Below are 17,027 nucleotides of genomic sequence, written 5' to 3'. Positions count from 1 at the left end.
CGCCGTTCTCGAAGCCGAGCCCCGCCCACTCACCGCGGATCGCCCCGTGGGAGACGAACACACTGTGAGACGGAGCCGCGATGACGGCGCCGTACTGGAAATTGCAGTAGAAGCCGCCGTTGCGGATCGGCGTGACCGCACTCGTGGCGGCCCCGAGGCCCCACAGCGCGGCCTTCGCGTCCATGGCCTGGACTGGTGCGGCTGCCGCCGCGTAGACCCGGACCCAGTCGACGTTCATCTGGGTCGGAGTCGTGGGCGTTCCGTTGGGGAACCAGTCCAGCTGCAGCGTCTGGTGCATCGACTCGGCCGGGATGTGGGCGGGATTGGAGTCGCGGAACCACTCCACGCCGTCGACGTAGCCGATCACTCCGGCCGGGGACCAGTCCACCGCGTAGTTGTGCCACTGGGTGGTGTCCAGAACCTTGTCTGCGAACGTCTGGGTGCCGCTCCCCGAGCAGCCGTAGTGCAGGAAGAATTTGATGCTGGTCGTGTCGCTGTTGCCCTCGGCGTAGTCGGTCTCCGCGCAGGTGGGCGAGTTGTTCGAGTCCGGCCAGAGAATCATGACGGGGTGGTACTTGGGATCCCGCGCGGAGGTCCGCATCCTGGCTTCCCACCGCCCGTACTGCTGCCGGGCGAATTTGGCGGCAAGGCCGCCGGTGGTCCCGTAGGCGTCCCCCGAGATGGTGAGCATGCCGTTGGCGACCGTGACCGCCGACGGGGAGCGCACTCCCTGCCCCGCATTGCCGGCCGAGTCGTACACTTCCCACAGGTTCGGGTCTGGCGCTGTGCCGGTGTTGAACTCGTCGCCGGCCACTACCGGTCCCCAGCCCTGCGTCACCGCGGCCTGGGTACCGTCGGACGCCAGCGTCGCTTTCGGCGCGGCATTCGCCTCTGCCGGCTGGCCGGGAAATGGCCAGCCCGAGAGCAGCAAGGTGCCTCCGACGGCCGCTACCGCGGCCCATCTCCGTAGCATGGGGCGAGCGTATATGGGCGTGCCCCAGTACCCCGGTATTGCCGTGCGGGCGTGCCGCGCAACCGCGGGGTCCGATGGACAGGGTTCTAGGCCCAGTCAGCTCCGAGGACATCCTCAAGCTGCTGGCTTCGCGTCCGCGGCAGATCCCCTCTGCGTTCGGCTGACCTCTGGGCCTCCAGCCAGGAACCGAGCCACGACTCGGACGCCTCCTCGGCGTTCCGGTCCGGGACGCGACCGTGGCGTTCCCGGAAGTCGGCGAGCGCCCTGAGGATCCGAGCGAACTGGTCCTCTGGCTGCTTGGGCTCGGGGAGGCCGGTGATCTGCCTCGCGAGGCTCTGCCTCATCGCTTCGTCCATCTTCTATCCCCCATGCGAAACCACGCTTGCAGGTGTAGGGACTCCTATTCGCCCCCCGCGGCCATTTCGCCGGCCGAGACGGGGCCTGTTCCGGCTGAGTGGCGGGGGTGGTGGCTCAAGCGGCGGAAGAATTTCATGCAGCCCGTCCACCAGGTTCCGCTGCCGCCATGCCGAGAGCCCGCACCGGTTTCGGGTGCTTCAAGGCCGCTCATCGGCTCTTCCTCGGGTCCACGATCGATCTGCAATCAAGGGCCATGCTCAACTGCCTCCTTCTGTTGTTGTGCGGCTTCGGTGGCATCGACGCCGAACGGGCGCAGGCGCCCGCGGGTCCTCGCGCCGCCCGGCGGCAGGCCGAGCGCGCTGGTGAGGGCAGCGCTCGGCTCGGTCCCTCTCTGCTCCAGCAGCCGACGGCGGAATCCCTCGTGGACGGAAAAGGCCTCCCGCAGGTCCCCCGCGAGGACCAGGGCCCGGATCAGCAGGGCGTGGGAGGACTCGCGGAGTGGCTCGATCGCCGCCGAGCTGCGCGCGGCGGCGGCGGCCGTCCCGGGGTCGTCGAGTCGCAGGCTGTGGCGGGCGATGGCTTCGAGGGTGGCCATGCGGAAGAGGCGCACCCATTCCCGGTAGTAGAAGGCCCAGCCTTCGGCCCAGCCAGGGAGGAGTTCGGCGTCCCTGAGCTCGCCGATGAGCTCAGACCCGGCGTGCACGATCGCGGCCTGGCAGTCGGCCGTCCGCAGCAGCTCCTTGAGATCCACCCATACGTCGGGCGAAAGGGCGAGCTGATCGACGTCGTCCTCGAGAAGGCCGGGCATCTCATCCCTGAGCCTGAGCACCTCCGCCTTGAGTCTTTCCGTGGACTCCTCCGGTGCCCGGCCGGGCAGGAGGAGTTGGGCAATGACTTCGACGGAGGCGGGCCCGGCCAACGTCACCCCCGCGACGACGCGCCTTCCGAACCCGCCGACGGGCACCTCTGCGCCGTCGCAGAAGAGTTCCCATTGCCGCAGCAGCTGGACCTCCCAGCGGTGCACGGCGTTGATGTGGAGCATGGTCTTCCTCCTGCAATGGCGGACTCACACACCAGTACAGACGAGACCGCCGGTTCTGTCCCGAGTGGCCGCTACCCGTCCTCGCGCGGGGGTCCACTCAGGCAGGGCCATCGACGGTACTCAGAAGGGGAGCGACGAGCACGGGCGGCTACTCGAAAAGGGGATGGCCCCGAGCCCTTCGACCGCGGAGCCGGCCGCGTTGTGGGCGGCGCACGACGGCGTGTGCCCGGCCTGGTCGGCGACATGTTCCTGCCGCCGTCAAACCCACCGGACTGGCCCCGATATGCTCGGGAGGTTGTGCCTCGCTGCAATGGGGTGTGTTTGGGATTGGCCTTCGATGGGTCGATTAGTGCAGAGGATGGAATAACCGAAGATGTTCGGGGATGGTCAGGTGTTGGTGACTGCCGAGACAGTCCTCGACCCATTGCACGGTACGTCACGGCGCGCCAGGTACCTCGTTCCCACGGCCTGGGCCCTGCTCGCCTGCGGCTGGGCCGTCGCGTTGATCACGACGGGTTCGCCGGCTGGGGACACCGCACGCTGGGTTGTGGCGTGCGCGCTGGCCGTCCTCCTGCCGGGCTTCGCCCTCGTTCGGGCTGTGCGCCCGGCGCGGGCGCCACTGATCGAGGACATCGCGTGGGCCGTCCCTGCTGGATGTCTGGTGGCGATGGCCGGCTGGGCGCTCGACGCCGCCCTGCCGTGGTCGCCGCCCTCCTGGCTCTGGGGGCCCGCCGCGACCGCTGTGCTGATCGCCGTTCCCGTGGCCCGACGCCGGATCCTCGCCCGGCCAGCCCCAGGGTGGGGAGTCGGGCCGAACCTGGCGGTAATCGCCGCCATCGCCGTCGCCGTCGTCTGGATGACGACCGACTTTCTGCGGCTCAATCCCGTCGATCCCGGGCCCGCCGGACACGCCTACTACCCGGACGTGCTCTTCCAGCTCGCGGTCGTAGGGCAGATGCAGCATTCCCTAGTCCCGCACTATCCCGCGGTGTCCGGTGAGCCGTTCGCGTACCACTGGTTCGGGCACGCAGTCCTGGCGCACTTGTCTACGGGCAGTGGAGTGGATCCATGGGACATGGTGCTGCGTTTCGCGCCCGCCACGCTTCTGCCGGCGATCGTCCTGTTGGCAGCCGTGGTCGCCCGGCGCCTTTCGGGCAAGGTGTGGGCTGGGCCGATCGCAGCCGCTCTGCTCACAGCCGTGGGCAATACGGCCGCCACGGTGTGGTCCGTGGACGGCACTTCCCAGTCCATCGTTCAGACCTATTGGTGGGCATCCCTCACCACGGTGTTCGGTTGGCTCGCGACCTTGGCGGCCGCCGGCTGCGCGATCGCCCTCCTGCGGAAGGGACCGCACGACGACGCCGTCCCTGTCCGCCTGCTCATACCGCTCCTGGTCTTCGCCGCGGGGGCCAAGTCTGCCGACGATGCGGTGCTCGCCGGCGGCGCGGTCTTCGCGGTGCTCGTCTCGTTATGGTCCAGACGCCGGATCGGTTCTGCCGTCGCTGTATGTGTTGCGACCACTGGGATCCTTCTGGCTGCCAAATACACCATCTACGGCGGTACCGGATATGGCCTGCAGTTTGCGCCAGGGGGGACGATTGTCCAGCTCGCCGCGGGCCTGTTCCCCGGACTTGCGACTCCGTCCGGCGGCTCGTCCTCGCTCTCCCTGCCGCAGCTTCCGATGGTCGCCATCGTGGCGGCCTTTGCCTTGTGGCTGCTGCCGCTCCTGCCCCGGTTGATCGGGGTGGGCTATCTCATGGCTCGACGCCGGGATGTCGCTTCGTGGTTTGTGCTGGGAACGCTCGCGGCTGGCTTCGGCGGCGCCGTGGCCTTCCGCCAGCCAGGCCTCTCCCAAGAATTCTTCCTCGTTGCCGCCTACCCGGTGGGAATTGTCGGCTCAGCGTCCGGAATTGCCGCATTCCTCGGCCGCCGACGCGATACTCCTTGGCGGATGGCTTCGATTGTCGGTCTCCTCTTCGGGCTCGCGGCCACCGTTGGTGTCGCCGCTCTCGCAGGGACGCGGACACCTCTGGCAGCGTGGATCAGCGAGCACGGCGGGACTCCGCCCTCCGCAGCCATCGTCAGTACAGTGCGGCAGGTCCTTTGGTGGGCTGGTCCGATGCTCGTCGTCGCCGCTTTGCTCGCTGGCGCCGGTGTGCTCGCGCTCCGGATGACGAGCCGCCCGGCCCTGCGGCGCGCCGTTCCGGTCGGCTTGGTCGCGGCGGTGATCGGAACGGGGCTGCTGTCCACCGGCTTGTATCTGACCAACACCGCCACGACGCCGTCTCTTGCCGTCACGCAGGCGCTGACCGAATCACCTGACGTGACGCGGGACGAGATCGCTGCTGGCAGATGGCTCGCTGCGAATGCCGCACCCCAGGATGTGGTTGCATCCAACCAGCAGTGCCTCCAACCGCAGACGGGCCCCCAGCTCCCGGCCCCCTGCACCGCGAAGGGGTACGCGTTGGCTGCCCTCTCGCAGCGCAGTGTCGACGTCGGCGGCTGGGCCTACGCCCCACGAAATCTCGATTCAGCGTGGACAGCGGATGTGTGGTGGCCCAATCAGCCGTTCTGGGATGCGCCCCGACTTGCAGAGGAGACCGCGTCGTTCGTCCAGCCAACGCCCGCATTGCTCAATGGCCTCTACGGCAGCAGGGGCGTGCGCTGGCTCGTAGCTGATGGCAACGGAACGCCGCCGGCGACGTCGTTGCTCGACGCCCTAGCCGTCCGCCGCCTCACCCTGCCCACAGTGACGATCTGGGAACTTCGGCCGCCCGCTTAGGACCTGCTCGGCACAGGCGGTGCGCCCGTCACGTCATTGCGCAGAGGAGGAGCCCCGACGATCCACGGATCGCGGGCTCCTCTTGATATGGCAACCGGTCAATGGGGCGCTGTCGTCTGCCCATAGATCGGCCGGAGAACTCCGAAAGGCTGTTCGGCCTCAAATTCTCCGGCTGCGGGGACCTCCCGCACTCGAGGCCGGTACCCCCGGAGAGGGAGCGCAATCTCATTCACGCTAGTGGCGGTCCGCGAGAAGCGACAACACCCCAGATGCAAAATTCGCGATCATCCCGTCCAGACGCGGATAATCCCTGGGCACGGACCTCGCCTCGGACCTGCTCTCGCTGAGGATCAGTTGGGCGTATGCCTCCGGCGAGTCGTCGCTCTGCAGCAGCGACTCCCCCGGCTTGAGGTACTCCGACTCTGGGGCGTGGTATCGCCACGACGTCGAGAGGATCGGCAGCCCGAGCGCCAGCGCGTCGACGGCGATGAGACCGATTCGTCCCGGCATCAGAACGGCCCGCGTTGAACGGCCGAGGGCCGCCTTGATCCGGGCGTCCGCATAGCCGACGAGGAGGGCTTGCCCCCGATCTGCAGCCCGTTGGAGAAGGGCTTCCTCCGCGCCCCGACCCGCCACGAGGACCCGTATGGTCGGATCTTCGTCCCAGACCCTGTCCAAGGCGTCCGCGAGGAATCCGATGCGCTTGCTCGCGTCGAGTCCCCCGATGAAGGCGAACGTCTTGCCCCTGTCGATCTCCCCCGCGGCCGCGAGGAGTTCCCGGGCCTGACGGTCATCGACGCTTTCCACCGCGTCATCGAGGGCCGTCGTATCGATCGTGTTCATGACCGCGGTCACTCTGGCTGGGTCGGCACCGAGTTCGACGGCGAGGCGAGCCCCGCCCACCGTGTAGGCGAACACGTGGCCCGCCTGGCGAATCTGCCAACGTTCCACCCAGGCGTCCACGGGGTTGGCGTCGCCGACGTAGGAGCCGATGTGGCCCCACACTCCGACCCTGAGATTCCTGAACATCGAGAGCGCAATGGCGAGATTCGAATCCAGCGACGAACCGAGGTGGCCGACGACGACGGCGTCGCACCCCTTCCAGAAGCCGTACGCCGTGCCGAGGCGGACAGTTCGCCTCCCCACCGGGATGCGTCTTTGGCTGAAGTGCTCGATCCATGGGAGATCGGCGGCGTCGTTGCGCCCCGACTGAGCACCATCTGGATCGTCCGCGACGACCGTGAGGTCGATCCCGTGCTCAGCGAGGCGCGCGCGCAGTCCCTCGAAGAATGCGACGCGGTAGGTCGGAACATATGGCTGAACGATCGCCACCTTGGTGCGATGGCTGGTGCCGGTATGACCCATGCGATCTAGGCGCTCACTGGAGCGTAGTCGGGGACCGGGGTGTGCCTGCGGCCGAGGGCTGCGAAATCCCAGCCGGCCGCGGTCCACTGGTCGGCGATGAGCACATTCCGCGCGTCCACAATCTTCCTGGCCGGCGTCAGGACAGCCAGGGTGTCCGGGCTGAGGCTCCTGAACTCATCCCACTCGGTGAGGAGAAGAATCAGGTCCGCGTCCGCGACGGCGTCGCTCAGACTGTCCGCATACGCGAGTCGGGGGAATCGTTGCGAGGCATTGGCGTTCGCCTTGGGGTCGTAGACGGAGACATCGGCACCGGCATCGAAGAGGCGGACGGCGACGTCGAGCGCAGGCGAGTCGCGAACGTCATCGCTGTCCGGCTTGAAGGCGGCGCCGAGAGCAGCAACCTTCTTCCCCTGGAGTTCGCCGAGCATCGACGCTGCGAGGAAGACGGCGCGCTCGCGGCGCCTCAGGTTGATGCCCTCAACCTCGGCCAAGAATCGCATGCTCCGCTCGTGACCGAGTTCGCTGGCCCTGGCTTGGAGTGCGCGGATGTCCTTCGGCAGGCACCCGCCGCCGAACCCGAGGCCCGCGCGGAGGAACTTGGGGCCGATTCGTTCGTCGAGGCCCAACCCCGCGGCGAGGGTCTGGATATCGCCGCCGACTGCCTCTGTGATTTCTGAGAACGCGTTGATGAAGCTGATCTTAGTGGCGAGGAAGGCGTTGGCCGCCATCTTCACGAGTTCAGCCGTCTCGAAGTCGGTAATGATGAAGGGGACCCCGAGTTCGTCGGCGGCCGAGTAGACAGCCCTCAGCGTACTCGCGTTGGCAGCGTCGTCGACGCCGACGACGATCCGGTCCGGGCGCAGGGTGTCTTGGACGGCGAAGCCCTCGCGCAGGAACTCGGGATTCCAGGCGAGACCGATCTTGAGGCTCGGATCTTGATGGCGTGCGAGGATCTCGCCGAGGCGCTGCGCGGTTCCGACCGGAACCGTCGACTTCCCGACGATCAGAGCGTCCCGTGTGATCGTCTCGGCCAGAGACCGGACCGCGTCCTCGACAAAGGTCGTGTCAGCCGAACCTTCGCCCTGGCGCTGGGGAGTGCCGACCCCGAGGAAGTGCACCTCGGCCCACGCGCCAACTTCTTCATAGGAGGTGGTGAAGCGCAGACGCCCACTGGCGACGTGCCGGTGGAGGAGCTCAGCGAGTCCGGGCTCGAAGAACGGAAGCTCTCCCTCTGCAAGGGCAGCGACCTTGAGTGGATCGGTGTCGAGTCCGAGAACGTCATGCCCCAGCTCCGCCAGACATGCGGCGTGCGTGGCCCCCAAATAGCCTGTGCCGATGACGCTGATCTTCATGGATACCCCCGCCCCCGGGCGACACCCTTGACAAGGTAGTCACAAAACCGTCAAAGCCAGGGGATGCCGCGATTGCAAAACAAACGATTTTTATAACAGCTCGGTACTGCCGGACGTAGTTCCGACTAAGGCCAACGGCCCGGAGCTCACTGAGCTCCGGGCCGTTGGGGAATTCTCGAGTTAGGCGCTGCGCCGCTGGCGGCGAACGAACGTCAGCGTACCGACGATCGCGACGCCGAGGATGAGCGCGCCGGCGCCGATCCAGATCATGAGCATCGGGAGTGTGGCACCGGTGTTGGCCAGGTTGCCGCCGGTGTTTGCAAGGTTGCCGCTCGTGTTTGCGGTCGTTCCCGTGTTGGCCAGGTTCCCGCTGACCGCCGGCACGATCGTGATCGATGCAGTGCCGACGTTGCCCGAGGTCAGCCCGGTGGCCGTCAAGGTGTACGTGCCGGAGGCGTTCGTCGGGAAGGTCACGTTGACCGAGAGCGCCCCAGTGGACGAAGCCTGCTTCGTGAAGGAGGTGAGAACGGCGGCCTTCACCACGGAGAGCGTCACGGCCGTGTTGCCGCTGACCGAAACCGCCACCGATTCGTTGGCCGCGAAAGAGTTGGCCGCGAAGTTGACCGTCACGGTGCCACCGGCCACCGCATCACCAGTCACCGTGACGTTGTTGTTCGGAACGTAGCCGGCGGCGTTCGCGGCGCTAGGCGCGGCAACGAAAGCCAGGACGGCAAAGGACAGTACTGCGAGGGCTTTTTTCAACATGGCAAGGTCCCCAGTCTTTGATTGATTGTTGAATATCGGTTCTACGACAGCTCTCGAACCAGTACTCTACGGACACGTTAGCGTACTTCATCCTGACACGAAAGTGACGCCGCGGACACCGTCGGATTGTTAACAGTAGGTGTCGATAAAACCCCTGGCACGGTCTCTGCCTGAGGGGCGCCAAGGAATTGAAACTTCAGAGTGACTGTCTGGCCGGGCGAAAGCACGGGCGTGGTCTGCGCCACTGGGTACCCGGAGTCCATGTCGCGGTGAACGTCGAGATTGTTCCCGTTCTGGGACGAACGGAGGTAGATGGCCGAAGGCGGTGCATACACGTTGACCTGCGTTTTGACGTATCCGGGCTGCACGCCGTAGACGCCCCCTCCCGTGACGTACGCAGGGAGCGAGGCAGCGGCGTTCGGCGGCGCCGTGTTCGTCAGAGTCACCTCGAGCTGCCAGGTCGGCCTTCCGTCGGCACGGCACATGGCTCCGCCCACTGCGTAGGACTCGCGAAGGTAGTAGTCCATCTTGGCGCCGGTGGCATCGTTGAGATAGACCGCGAAGACCCCGTGCGAAGGGGTCTGCACGGGGAGCCCGCCGGAGAGGTTTCCGGCCTCGATCGCGTCCTGCTCCTTTTGATTCGGGCTCCATACGAGCAGGCGGCGCTCGGAGGCCGAGCGATTGAGGCCGTCGAGCATGGCCTTCGGCTGGAATCCGCCGGCCACCACTTTGGCGAAGACCGCTGCTGCCGCGGTCGAGAAGAAGTCGTCCTTCTGCTGCACAGCGCCATACTTCGCGTACGCGTCGCTCAGGAGGAGTTTCACGGCGTTGCTGCTGTCCATGGTCTCCCCTGTCGGGAGATGGACGGGGCCGGTCGCCTGGAGGATGTAGCTCAGTGCGATGGGGTCGAGCGAGATGACGCCATCGGTCTGGTCCCCGAAGTGCTGCTTCCACATCTCGGTCGCGAGTCGGGCGCTCAGCGGGAACTGAGGGGCAAGATTCACGTCCTGGAAATACTGGCCCACAATCGGCCCGTACAGCCCCTTGGTCTGGTCTGCCAGAGGCAGGACGGGCTGCGGGAACTGCCCCAGATCCTTGGCCTCGGCCTGACGCCCAAACGAGATGTGTCCGTGGTCGACGTGGATCTCGGCAGCGGCTCCGGGTATTCCACCGGTCGCGCGGAGCTCTGCGTTGTTCTGGAACAGCACGAGGTAGGTCCTCGGGCCGTCGTCGCCCAGCATGGCGGGCAGCACGCTCGTGGCAGTGTCCGCCGTCGAAATCTGCTGGGCGGCCTGACTCAGCACCGCCTTGAATTTGTCGAGGCCGTCGGTGAGCTGGGGCAGTGCGCCGAATCCCGGCGAGATGGCGCTCACCTCGGAGTAGGCGTTCTGCAGCACGCCGTTGGCTTGAACGACGGCGGGGCGAGCGGCCGTGAGCGCCTGCAGGTCCATGACCCCGTGAGCGGGCTTGATAGTCGAAGGGCTGATGTTTGCCGCGACATCAGAGAGCGGGAGCACCGCTCCGTGGGCGACGTTGCTGAGGATTGCTGTGAGCCGATTGATCGTCGAGAAGTTGGTACCCAGAACCGGGATCAGCCCGGCAGCCTGCCACACGGGATCATCCACGTACCCGCGCGCCCTATCGATGTGCGAAGCGAGCTGCACCGCGCTGTCTCGGGCCTGGCTCGTCTGGCCACCAACGATCTGGGTCTGGACGACCTTGGCGAGTTCCTCAGACTGAGCAATTTCCCGCTGGGCGAGATAGCCGCGGACACCGAGCCAGATCGAGCAGGCTACGAGGAGGAGCAGAATCACCCCCGTGGTCAGGAGCCAGGCACGCTTGCGCCGACGCGGCCGGGGCACGGCCCGGCGGCGCCCCGCGGGCGCGCCCGGTTCGACGCTCACTGCCGGAAGTCCTCCGTGTGCTCGCGGAACCACTCAACCGTTGACTTCAGACCTTGCTCGAGATTGATCGTCGGAAACCAGCCGGTCGCGTTGAGCTTCGAGACGTCCAAGAGTTTCTGTGGAGTGCCATCGGGCTTGCTGGCGTCCCATTCCGACGTCCCCTCATAGCCGACCGTGGCCGCAATTGCTTCGGCCAGCTCCTTGATGCTGACGTCGGTGCCGGTCCCCACGTTCACGTGCTGCGCGCCGTCGTAATTCTCCATGAGGTGAAGGAGCGCGGACGCGAGGTCGTCGACGTGCAGGAATTCCCGCCGCGGCGTCCCGGTCCCCCAGTTCGTCACGGTGGGCGACGCGTCGAGGCGCGCTTCCTCGTACCGACGGATCATCGCCGGCAGTACGTGCGATCCGAGGCGGGAGAAATTATCGCCGGGGCCGTAGAGATTGGTCGGCATGGCCGAGATCCACGGAAGGCCATGCTGGCGCCGAACGGCCTGGACGTTGAGGATGCCGGCGATCTTGGCGATGGCATAAGCGTCGTTGGTCGGCTCAAGGTCGCCGTGGAGCAAGGACGACTCGTTGATGGGCTGCGGCGCGAACTTCGGGTAGATGCAGGATGAGCCGAGGAACAGGAGCCGTCGCACGCCGAAGCGCACCGCAGCATCCATGACGTTCACCTGAATCTGCAGGTTCTCGCTCAGAAAGTCAGCGGGATAAGTGTTGTTCGCCAGGATTCCGCCGACTTTCGCGGCCGCGAGGAAGACGTACTCAGGCTTCTCCCGCTCGAAGAATTCGAAGACAGCGGCCCGGTCTTTGAGGTCAAGCTCGGCCGACGTCCTGCCAATGAGCCTCGAGAAACCCTCCGCCTCAAGCTTTCGCCACATGGCGGAGCCGGCGAGGCCGCGGTGTCCTGCGACGTAGACGCGCGCGTCGCGATCGAGTGGACCAGGCGTGAACTCGAGCTCAGCGGACACCGGCTGCTGCTCCCCAGCTCTCGAGCTCGACGGTGTCGATCCACGATCCGTGAGGAAATTTGAGCGCTTCGAGGTCGGCATCGACCATGAGTCGCGCCAACTCGTCCGGCCCGACCGAAGGCTCCCAGCCCAGCTTCTCGCGCGCCTTGCTCGCGTCCCCGATGAGGGCATCAACTTCAGAGGGGCGCAGGTATCGCTCGTCGAAGCGGACGTAGTCCTGCCAATCGAGGTCGACGTGCCCGAAGGCAACGTCCAGGAAGTCGCGCACGGTTCGGCTCTGCCCGGTGGCTAGAACGAAGTCCTCGGGTTCGTCGGCCTGAAGCATCCGCCACATGCCCTCCACGTATTCGGCGGCGTAGCCCCAGTCGCGCACGGCGTCGAGATTGCCGAGGTAGAGGTGGTCTTGGGCGCCTGCCTTGATCGCGGCGGCGGCACGGGTGATCTTCCGGGTCACGAAGGTCTCACCGCGGCGGGGCGACTCGTGGTTGAAGAGAATGCCGTTGACCGCGAACATCCCGTAGGCCTCGCGGTAATTCCGAGTGATCCAGTAGCTGTAGACCTTGGCTGCCCCGTAGGGGGAGCGCGGGTGGAAGGGCGTCGCTTCGTCCTGGGGCGGCGGCGCCGCACCGAACATTTCCGACGACGACGCCTGGTAGAAGCGGGTGTGAATTCCAGAGAGACGAACGGCCTCCAGCATGCGAACCGAGCCGATGCCGGTGGTGTCCCCCGTGTGCTCCGGCTCGTCAAAGGAGACCCTGACGTGCGACTGGGCGGCCAAGTTGTAGACCTCATCGGGACGCAGGTTCGCGAGGAGGCTCACCAGTCGGCCGCCGTCGCTCAGGTCCCCGTAATGGAGGAAGAGGCGCGCGCCGCTTTCGTGCGGATCGACGTAGAGATGGTCGATGCGCGACGTGTTGAAGGTCGAGCTGCGGCGGATGAGCCCGTGGACCTCGTAGCCCTTCGCGAGCAGCAGCTCGGCGAGATACGAGCCGTCCTGACCGGTGATCCCGGTGATGAAAGCCTTCTTTGTCATGACAGATGTCCCTTCCCCCTCGGGGACACGTGTCCGTGCCCGCCCAGTCACTGAACCACTGAGGCAGAGCCATCATACGAGACCTACGTAGTGCGTGACTTGTCCTGAAAATCAAACGCTACGGCACTGAGACATACTTCACGAGCCACTGACCCTTTCGTGACAAGCTAAGATACGCGATCCGCCTCACCGGTGATAACGTGCGACCTTGGATGGATCAGTTCAGTCCTAGGGGGGACATTGGTGCAGGGTCACCCGTCAAAAGAGGACTCGGTCCCCGTCATAAGCCTTCGCCGCGCACCGGGGGCGGGCGAGAGCTGGGACCGGCCCAAAGCCGTCGTCTACCTGTGGGCTGCGGCAGAGCTGCTCTTCGTCACGAACCCCTGGCAGCTGAGCTCCCGGCTCCGCACCGCCGTCTTGAGGGCCTTTGGAGCGGAGATCGACGAAGACGTGATCTTTCGCCCCCGAACCCGTGTTCGCTTTCCCTGGAAGCTCCATGTGGGGCGGGATTGCTGGATCGGCGAAGGAGTGTGGCTGCACAACCAGGACCACATCTACATCGGCCATGACGTCACCCTCTCCCAGGAGACCTTCGTGACGACCGGGAGCCATGCTCACCGTCAGGACATGGCCCTCCTGACCCGGCCCGTGCACATCGAGGCAGGCGCCTGGGTCACCACGAGGTGCATCGTTCTCGGCGGAAGCCGGATCGGCCGGTCAGCTTTGATCACTCCGGGGACCGTGGTCAGCGGCGAGGTCCCGGCAAATACCATCTGGGGAAGCCACAACGCCCCCGCGGCTCTCGGTTACCGATTCGAATCGGCATCCCAGCCGTGACGCCGTCGAGCAATCCGCTGCGCATCGCGCACGTAGTCACCCTTTTCAGCCCGGACGGGGCGTACGGCGGTCCCGCGAGGGTAGCTGCCAATCAGGCCAAGGCGCTGAGGGAGCGCGGGCACGAGGTGACTCTTCTCGGCGGGGCTCGGGGCTTCGAGCAGCTTCCCGAGACGTACGACGGCGTCCCGGCTCGCCTTTTCCCCGTCACGCGGCTCGTTCCCGGTGCTGGTTTCGCCGGTCTGACTTCCCGGGGCCTCGCAGCTCATCTCCTCCGGCATGCCCGCGACTTCGACGTCGTCCACATCCACCTCGCCCGCGATCTCGTGACTCTGCCCGCGGCGCAGATCGCCCGGGCCATGGGGGTGCCCTTCGTGGCGCAGACCCACGGGATGATCGACGCCTCGTCGAAGCCATTGGCCCGGCCGCTCGACCGGTTTCTGACGCGGCCCCTTTTGAGCTCTGCTTCGAGAGTTCTTCACCTCACTCCGCGTGAAGCATCGGATCTCCGTGAGGTGGTGGGTGGGCGGAGTATCCGCCTGCAGGCGCTTCCGAACGGTGTTCCGCTTGCCAAGGAGACCGCACCGCGCCCCGACCGGCCGATCGATGTTCTCTTCCTGGCGAGGCTCCACAAGCGAAAGAGACCCCAGGTCTTTGTGGAGGCAGCTCATCTGTTGGCTGACCAATTCCCGGGGGTCACATTCTCGGTTGTCGGCCCCGACGAGGGCGAAGAGGAGTCGGTGCGAGAACTCGCCCGGCGGTTCGATCCTGACGGAACGCACATTCGCATCGAGGGGCCGCTCCAACCGCACGAGACTGCGGAGCGGATGCGCCAGTCGGCGGTTTATGTGCTGCCCTCGGAGGACGAGCCTTTTCCGATGAGTGTCTTGGAGGCCATGGCCTTGGGGGTCCCTGTGGTCATCAATGACGACTGCGGGCTGGCCTCTGCCGTGGGGGAAGCGAAGGCAGGCGTCATCGTCGACGGCTCAGTCGCCTCCGTCGCGAGGGCGATCTCCACCCTGCTTCAGGATGGGTCCGAACGCAGAACGCGCGGCCGCAATGCCAGCGAACTCGTCAGGGAGTCCTTCTCCATGGAGGCCATCGCGGAACGCCTCGAGGAGATCTACCTGGCCGCAGCCATCGCCGAGGACAAAGTGGGGAGCTCCGCATGACAACCCAGGAATTCCAGCGTGCGAACGCCGTGGACCGTGTAGCCGGCCGGGCCGAGCCAGTCCGCACCTCACGGGCCTCTGTTCTCGTCGTCGGCCTCAACTATGCGCCTGAGCCCACTGGAAACGCTCCATACACCACCAAGCTCGCTGAAGGTCTTGCGCGGACCGGCCATACGGTCGAAGTCTTGACGGGGTACCCGCACTACCCAAATTGGCGGATCGCTGACGGCTACACCGGCCTCTCGACGAAACAGCTAATCAACGGCGTATCGGTTAATCGCCTTCGCCACACCGTGCCCCACGTTCCGCGGACAGTGAACCGGCTGCTCATGGAGGTAACCTTTGGGCTGCACACGGCGCTGCGCCGTTGGAGTGAGCATGACGTTGTCCTCGTTGTCAGCCCCGGCCTCTTTTCGTCGGCTTTCGCAGTCGCGAAGGCCCGACTGAAGGGTGTTCCGGTGGCAATCTGGATTCAGGATCTGTACAGCCGTGGGCTGGAGGAGACCGGCGGCAGCCGTTCTCTGACCAAGGCAATGAAGTGGGTCGAGTCGAGGATCTTGAGGGCCTGTACCGGGGTCACGGTGATCCACGGGCGATTCCGTGATTACGTCGTCGACGAACTTGATGTTTCGCGCGACAACGTGGATGTCATACGCAACTGGACACATATCCAGCACGACCCCATCTTCGATCGGGAGGCCGTTCGTGCTCGCCTCGGATGGTCCTCGGAGGAGACTATCGCGCTCCATGCCGGGAACATGGGAGTGAAGCAGGGGCTTGAGAATGTGGTGGAAGCGGCACGCCTTGCCGATGCTTTCGGCAGCAGAGTCAAGTTCGTCCTCTTGGGCGACGGCAATCGCCGCGAGGCCCTCCACGTTGCTGGTGAAGGCATCCGTTCCTTGTCGTTCTTGAAGCCTCTGGGCGACCGGGAATACTCGGAGGCCTTACGTGCCGCTGACGTGCTCATCGTCAATGAACGTCCGGAACTCCGTGAGATGAGTGTTCCAAGCAAGCTCACCTCATATTTCGCAACTGGCCTCCCCGTCGTCGCAGCAACTCACTCGGAGAGTGCGACCGCAGATGAGATCCGAGCCTCTGGCGCAGGGATTCTGGTGGATCCGCAGCGCCCGTCGGCCCTTTTGCGGGGCGTAGAGCGTCTCCGTGACAACCCGGTGGAGGCCCAAGATCTCGGTGCCAGGGGACCCGTCTACGCCTCTAAGGTTCTCTCTGAGACCACTGCTATAGGAGCCTATTCACGCTGGCTTGCCGACTTGACCGGCGCCCGACGGCGACTGAACTAGATCTGCTTTGGGGGAAGTATGAGCACGATCCGCGGCGAGGCGAAGCCTCGGTTGAAAGAAGCAAGCCGAGTTTTGGGAGCGGCGCAACGCCGCATGCTGGTCGTGGACTTGTTGTGCATTATCTGGGCGACTGTTGGAGCTCAGATCGCCCGATTCGGCGCTAACGAGCAGTCGCTCGACATCGCGAATCACAAAGCCTCGTACACCCTCATTTCAGTCCTGCTGATCGTCATTTGGTGGGTGGTCCTAGGCGCTTGGGGAAGCCGAGAGGAGCGCGTCTTGGGATACGGCCCCGAGGAATACCGCCGTGTCATCACGTCCACGCTCTGGCTTTTCGGGGCCGTCGCCATCATCTCGTATGTGTTCCAACTCGACACCGCGCGCGGTTATGTGGCTATCGCCCTTCCGCTCGGTGTCGTCAGTCTCCTCGCGGGTCGGTGGATCGTTCGCGCCACTCTCGTTGCCAGCCGTCAACAAGGGCGGGGCCTCCAGCGCGTGCTGCTCATTGGCGGACCCCACACCACGCGCCATCTCCACCGGCAGCTGAGTCTGCATCCCGAGGCCGGCTACCTCCCCGTGGCAGCCCACATGCCCGAGCCGTCATCTCTGGAATCACTTCAGACGGAGTCCGGAAGCCTCCCGATTGTGGGTCAGGGAAAAGGGATCGATGATGTGCTCGAGGCGATCCGCGACTCAGGCGCTACCGCGGTCGCCATCACAGCCGGTGCTGCCTTCGATCCGATGGTCCTTCGTCAGTTGGGCTGGCAGTTGGCGGCCAGGAACATCGGCATGATCATGGCCCCTGCACTCACGGATGTGGCGGGCCCGCGCATTCAAACCCAGCCGGTCGCCGGGTTGCCCCTTATTCACGTGACGACACCGAAGCTCGAAGGCTCAAAGCGTCTCATCAAAAGGAGCTTCGACATCCTCGCGTCAGCGACGCTCTTGGTCCTTCTGGCGCTGCCGATGGGAATGGTCGCACTCCTCGTCCGTGTCGACAGCAAAGGACCCGCCATCTTCCGTCAACAACGCGTAGGACGGGCGGGTGTGCCATTTGAGATGTTCAAGTTCCGTTCGATGGTTGTGGACGCAGAGTCTCTGATTGAATCGCTCCGGCAGCACAACGATGGTGCCGGCCTCCTCTTCAAGATGAAGCAGGACCCCCGTATCACTCGT

General features: G+C 65.5%; 14 protein-coding genes. 5 read left to right on the top strand and 9 right to left on the bottom strand.

From position 1 onward, the window contains the following. The 3 genes from V7053_RS13080 to V7053_RS13070 all read right to left on the bottom strand — a co-directional run. A partial coding sequence (locus V7053_RS13080; protein WP_334172710.1) for a family 16 glycosylhydrolase occupies positions 1-973 on the bottom strand: 973 nt, incomplete at its 3' end. 86 nt (positions 974-1,059) lie between these two features. Further along, positions 1,060-1,329: a helicase associated domain-containing protein gene (locus tag V7053_RS13075; RefSeq protein ID WP_334172709.1), complete on the bottom strand. Its 270-nt coding sequence runs from the start codon at positions 1,327-1,329 to the stop codon at positions 1,060-1,062. Between the two features lie 245 nt (positions 1,330-1,574). Beyond that, positions 1,575-2,372 carry an AfsR/SARP family transcriptional regulator gene (locus V7053_RS13070; RefSeq protein WP_334172708.1) on the bottom strand — a complete coding sequence of 266 codons (798 nt, stop codon included), beginning with the start codon at positions 2,370-2,372 and terminating at the stop codon, positions 1,575-1,577. 391 nt (positions 2,373-2,763) lie between these two features. On the opposite strand from V7053_RS13070, the gene V7053_RS13065 reads away from it, so the two are divergent. Beyond that, the gene (locus V7053_RS13065) at positions 2,764-5,154 is read left to right on the top strand and encodes a hypothetical protein (RefSeq protein WP_334172707.1); all 2,391 of its coding nucleotides are present in this window, start codon (positions 2,764-2,766) and stop codon (positions 5,152-5,154) included. Between the two features lie 234 nt (positions 5,155-5,388). On the opposite strand, the gene V7053_RS13060 is transcribed toward V7053_RS13065, so the two are convergent. The 6 genes from V7053_RS13060 to gmd form a co-directional block, all read right to left on the bottom strand. Continuing rightward, positions 5,389-6,519, bottom strand: coding sequence for a glycosyltransferase (locus V7053_RS13060; RefSeq protein ID WP_334172706.1), 1,131 nt, complete (start codon positions 6,517-6,519; stop codon positions 5,389-5,391). A gap of 5 nt (positions 6,520-6,524) precedes the next feature. Next, positions 6,525-7,871 carry a UDP-glucose dehydrogenase family protein gene (locus tag V7053_RS13055; RefSeq protein ID WP_334172705.1) on the bottom strand — a complete coding sequence of 449 codons (1,347 nt, stop codon included), beginning with the start codon at positions 7,869-7,871 and terminating at the stop codon, positions 6,525-6,527. 180 nt (positions 7,872-8,051) lie between these two features. Continuing rightward, entirely contained in the window at positions 8,052-8,636 is a 585-nt protein-coding gene (locus V7053_RS13050) for a hypothetical protein (protein ID WP_334172704.1), read from the bottom strand. Between the two features lie 77 nt (positions 8,637-8,713). Next, positions 8,714-10,540, bottom strand: a complete 1,827-nt coding sequence (locus V7053_RS13045; RefSeq protein ID WP_334172703.1) for a DUF4012 domain-containing protein — start codon at positions 10,538-10,540, stop codon at positions 8,714-8,716. After that, positions 10,537-11,511, bottom strand: a complete 975-nt coding sequence (locus V7053_RS13040; protein WP_334172702.1) for a GDP-L-fucose synthase family protein — start codon at positions 11,509-11,511, stop codon at positions 10,537-10,539. Before V7053_RS13040 ends, V7053_RS13045 begins: the two co-directional genes overlap by 4 nt. Next, positions 11,501-12,544 (bottom strand): GDP-mannose 4,6-dehydratase, encoded by a 1,044-nt coding sequence (gmd, locus tag V7053_RS13035; protein ID WP_334172701.1) that lies wholly within the window; start codon positions 12,542-12,544, stop codon positions 11,501-11,503. Before gmd ends, V7053_RS13040 begins: the two co-directional genes overlap by 11 nt. A 243-nt stretch (positions 12,545-12,787) precedes the next feature. Between gmd and V7053_RS13030 the strand changes: the two genes are divergently transcribed. From V7053_RS13030 to V7053_RS13015, 4 genes are all read left to right on the top strand, one after another. Further along, positions 12,788-13,381, top strand: a complete 594-nt coding sequence (locus V7053_RS13030; protein ID WP_334172711.1) for an acetyltransferase — start codon at positions 12,788-12,790, stop codon at positions 13,379-13,381. Continuing rightward, positions 13,378-14,550 carry a glycosyltransferase gene (locus V7053_RS13025; RefSeq protein ID WP_334172700.1) on the top strand — a complete coding sequence of 391 codons (1,173 nt, stop codon included), beginning with the start codon at positions 13,378-13,380 and terminating at the stop codon, positions 14,548-14,550. The genes V7053_RS13030 and V7053_RS13025 overlap by 4 nt, the downstream gene beginning before the upstream one ends. Continuing rightward, positions 14,547-15,851 carry a glycosyltransferase family 4 protein gene (locus V7053_RS13020; RefSeq protein ID WP_334172699.1) on the top strand — a complete coding sequence of 435 codons (1,305 nt, stop codon included), beginning with the start codon at positions 14,547-14,549 and terminating at the stop codon, positions 15,849-15,851. Before V7053_RS13025 ends, V7053_RS13020 begins: the two co-directional genes overlap by 4 nt. An 18-nt stretch (positions 15,852-15,869) precedes the next feature. Next, positions 15,870-17,027, top strand: a 1,158-nt coding sequence (locus V7053_RS13015; protein ID WP_334172698.1) for a sugar transferase, incomplete at its 3' end; no start/stop codon positions are given.

This window comes from Sinomonas sp., assembly GCF_036848755.1.
Classification (GTDB): domain Bacteria; phylum Actinomycetota; class Actinomycetes; order Actinomycetales; family Micrococcaceae; genus Sinomonas.
Note: the sequence above shows the minus strand (reverse complement) of the source record. Positions and strands in the feature narration are given on the sequence as shown.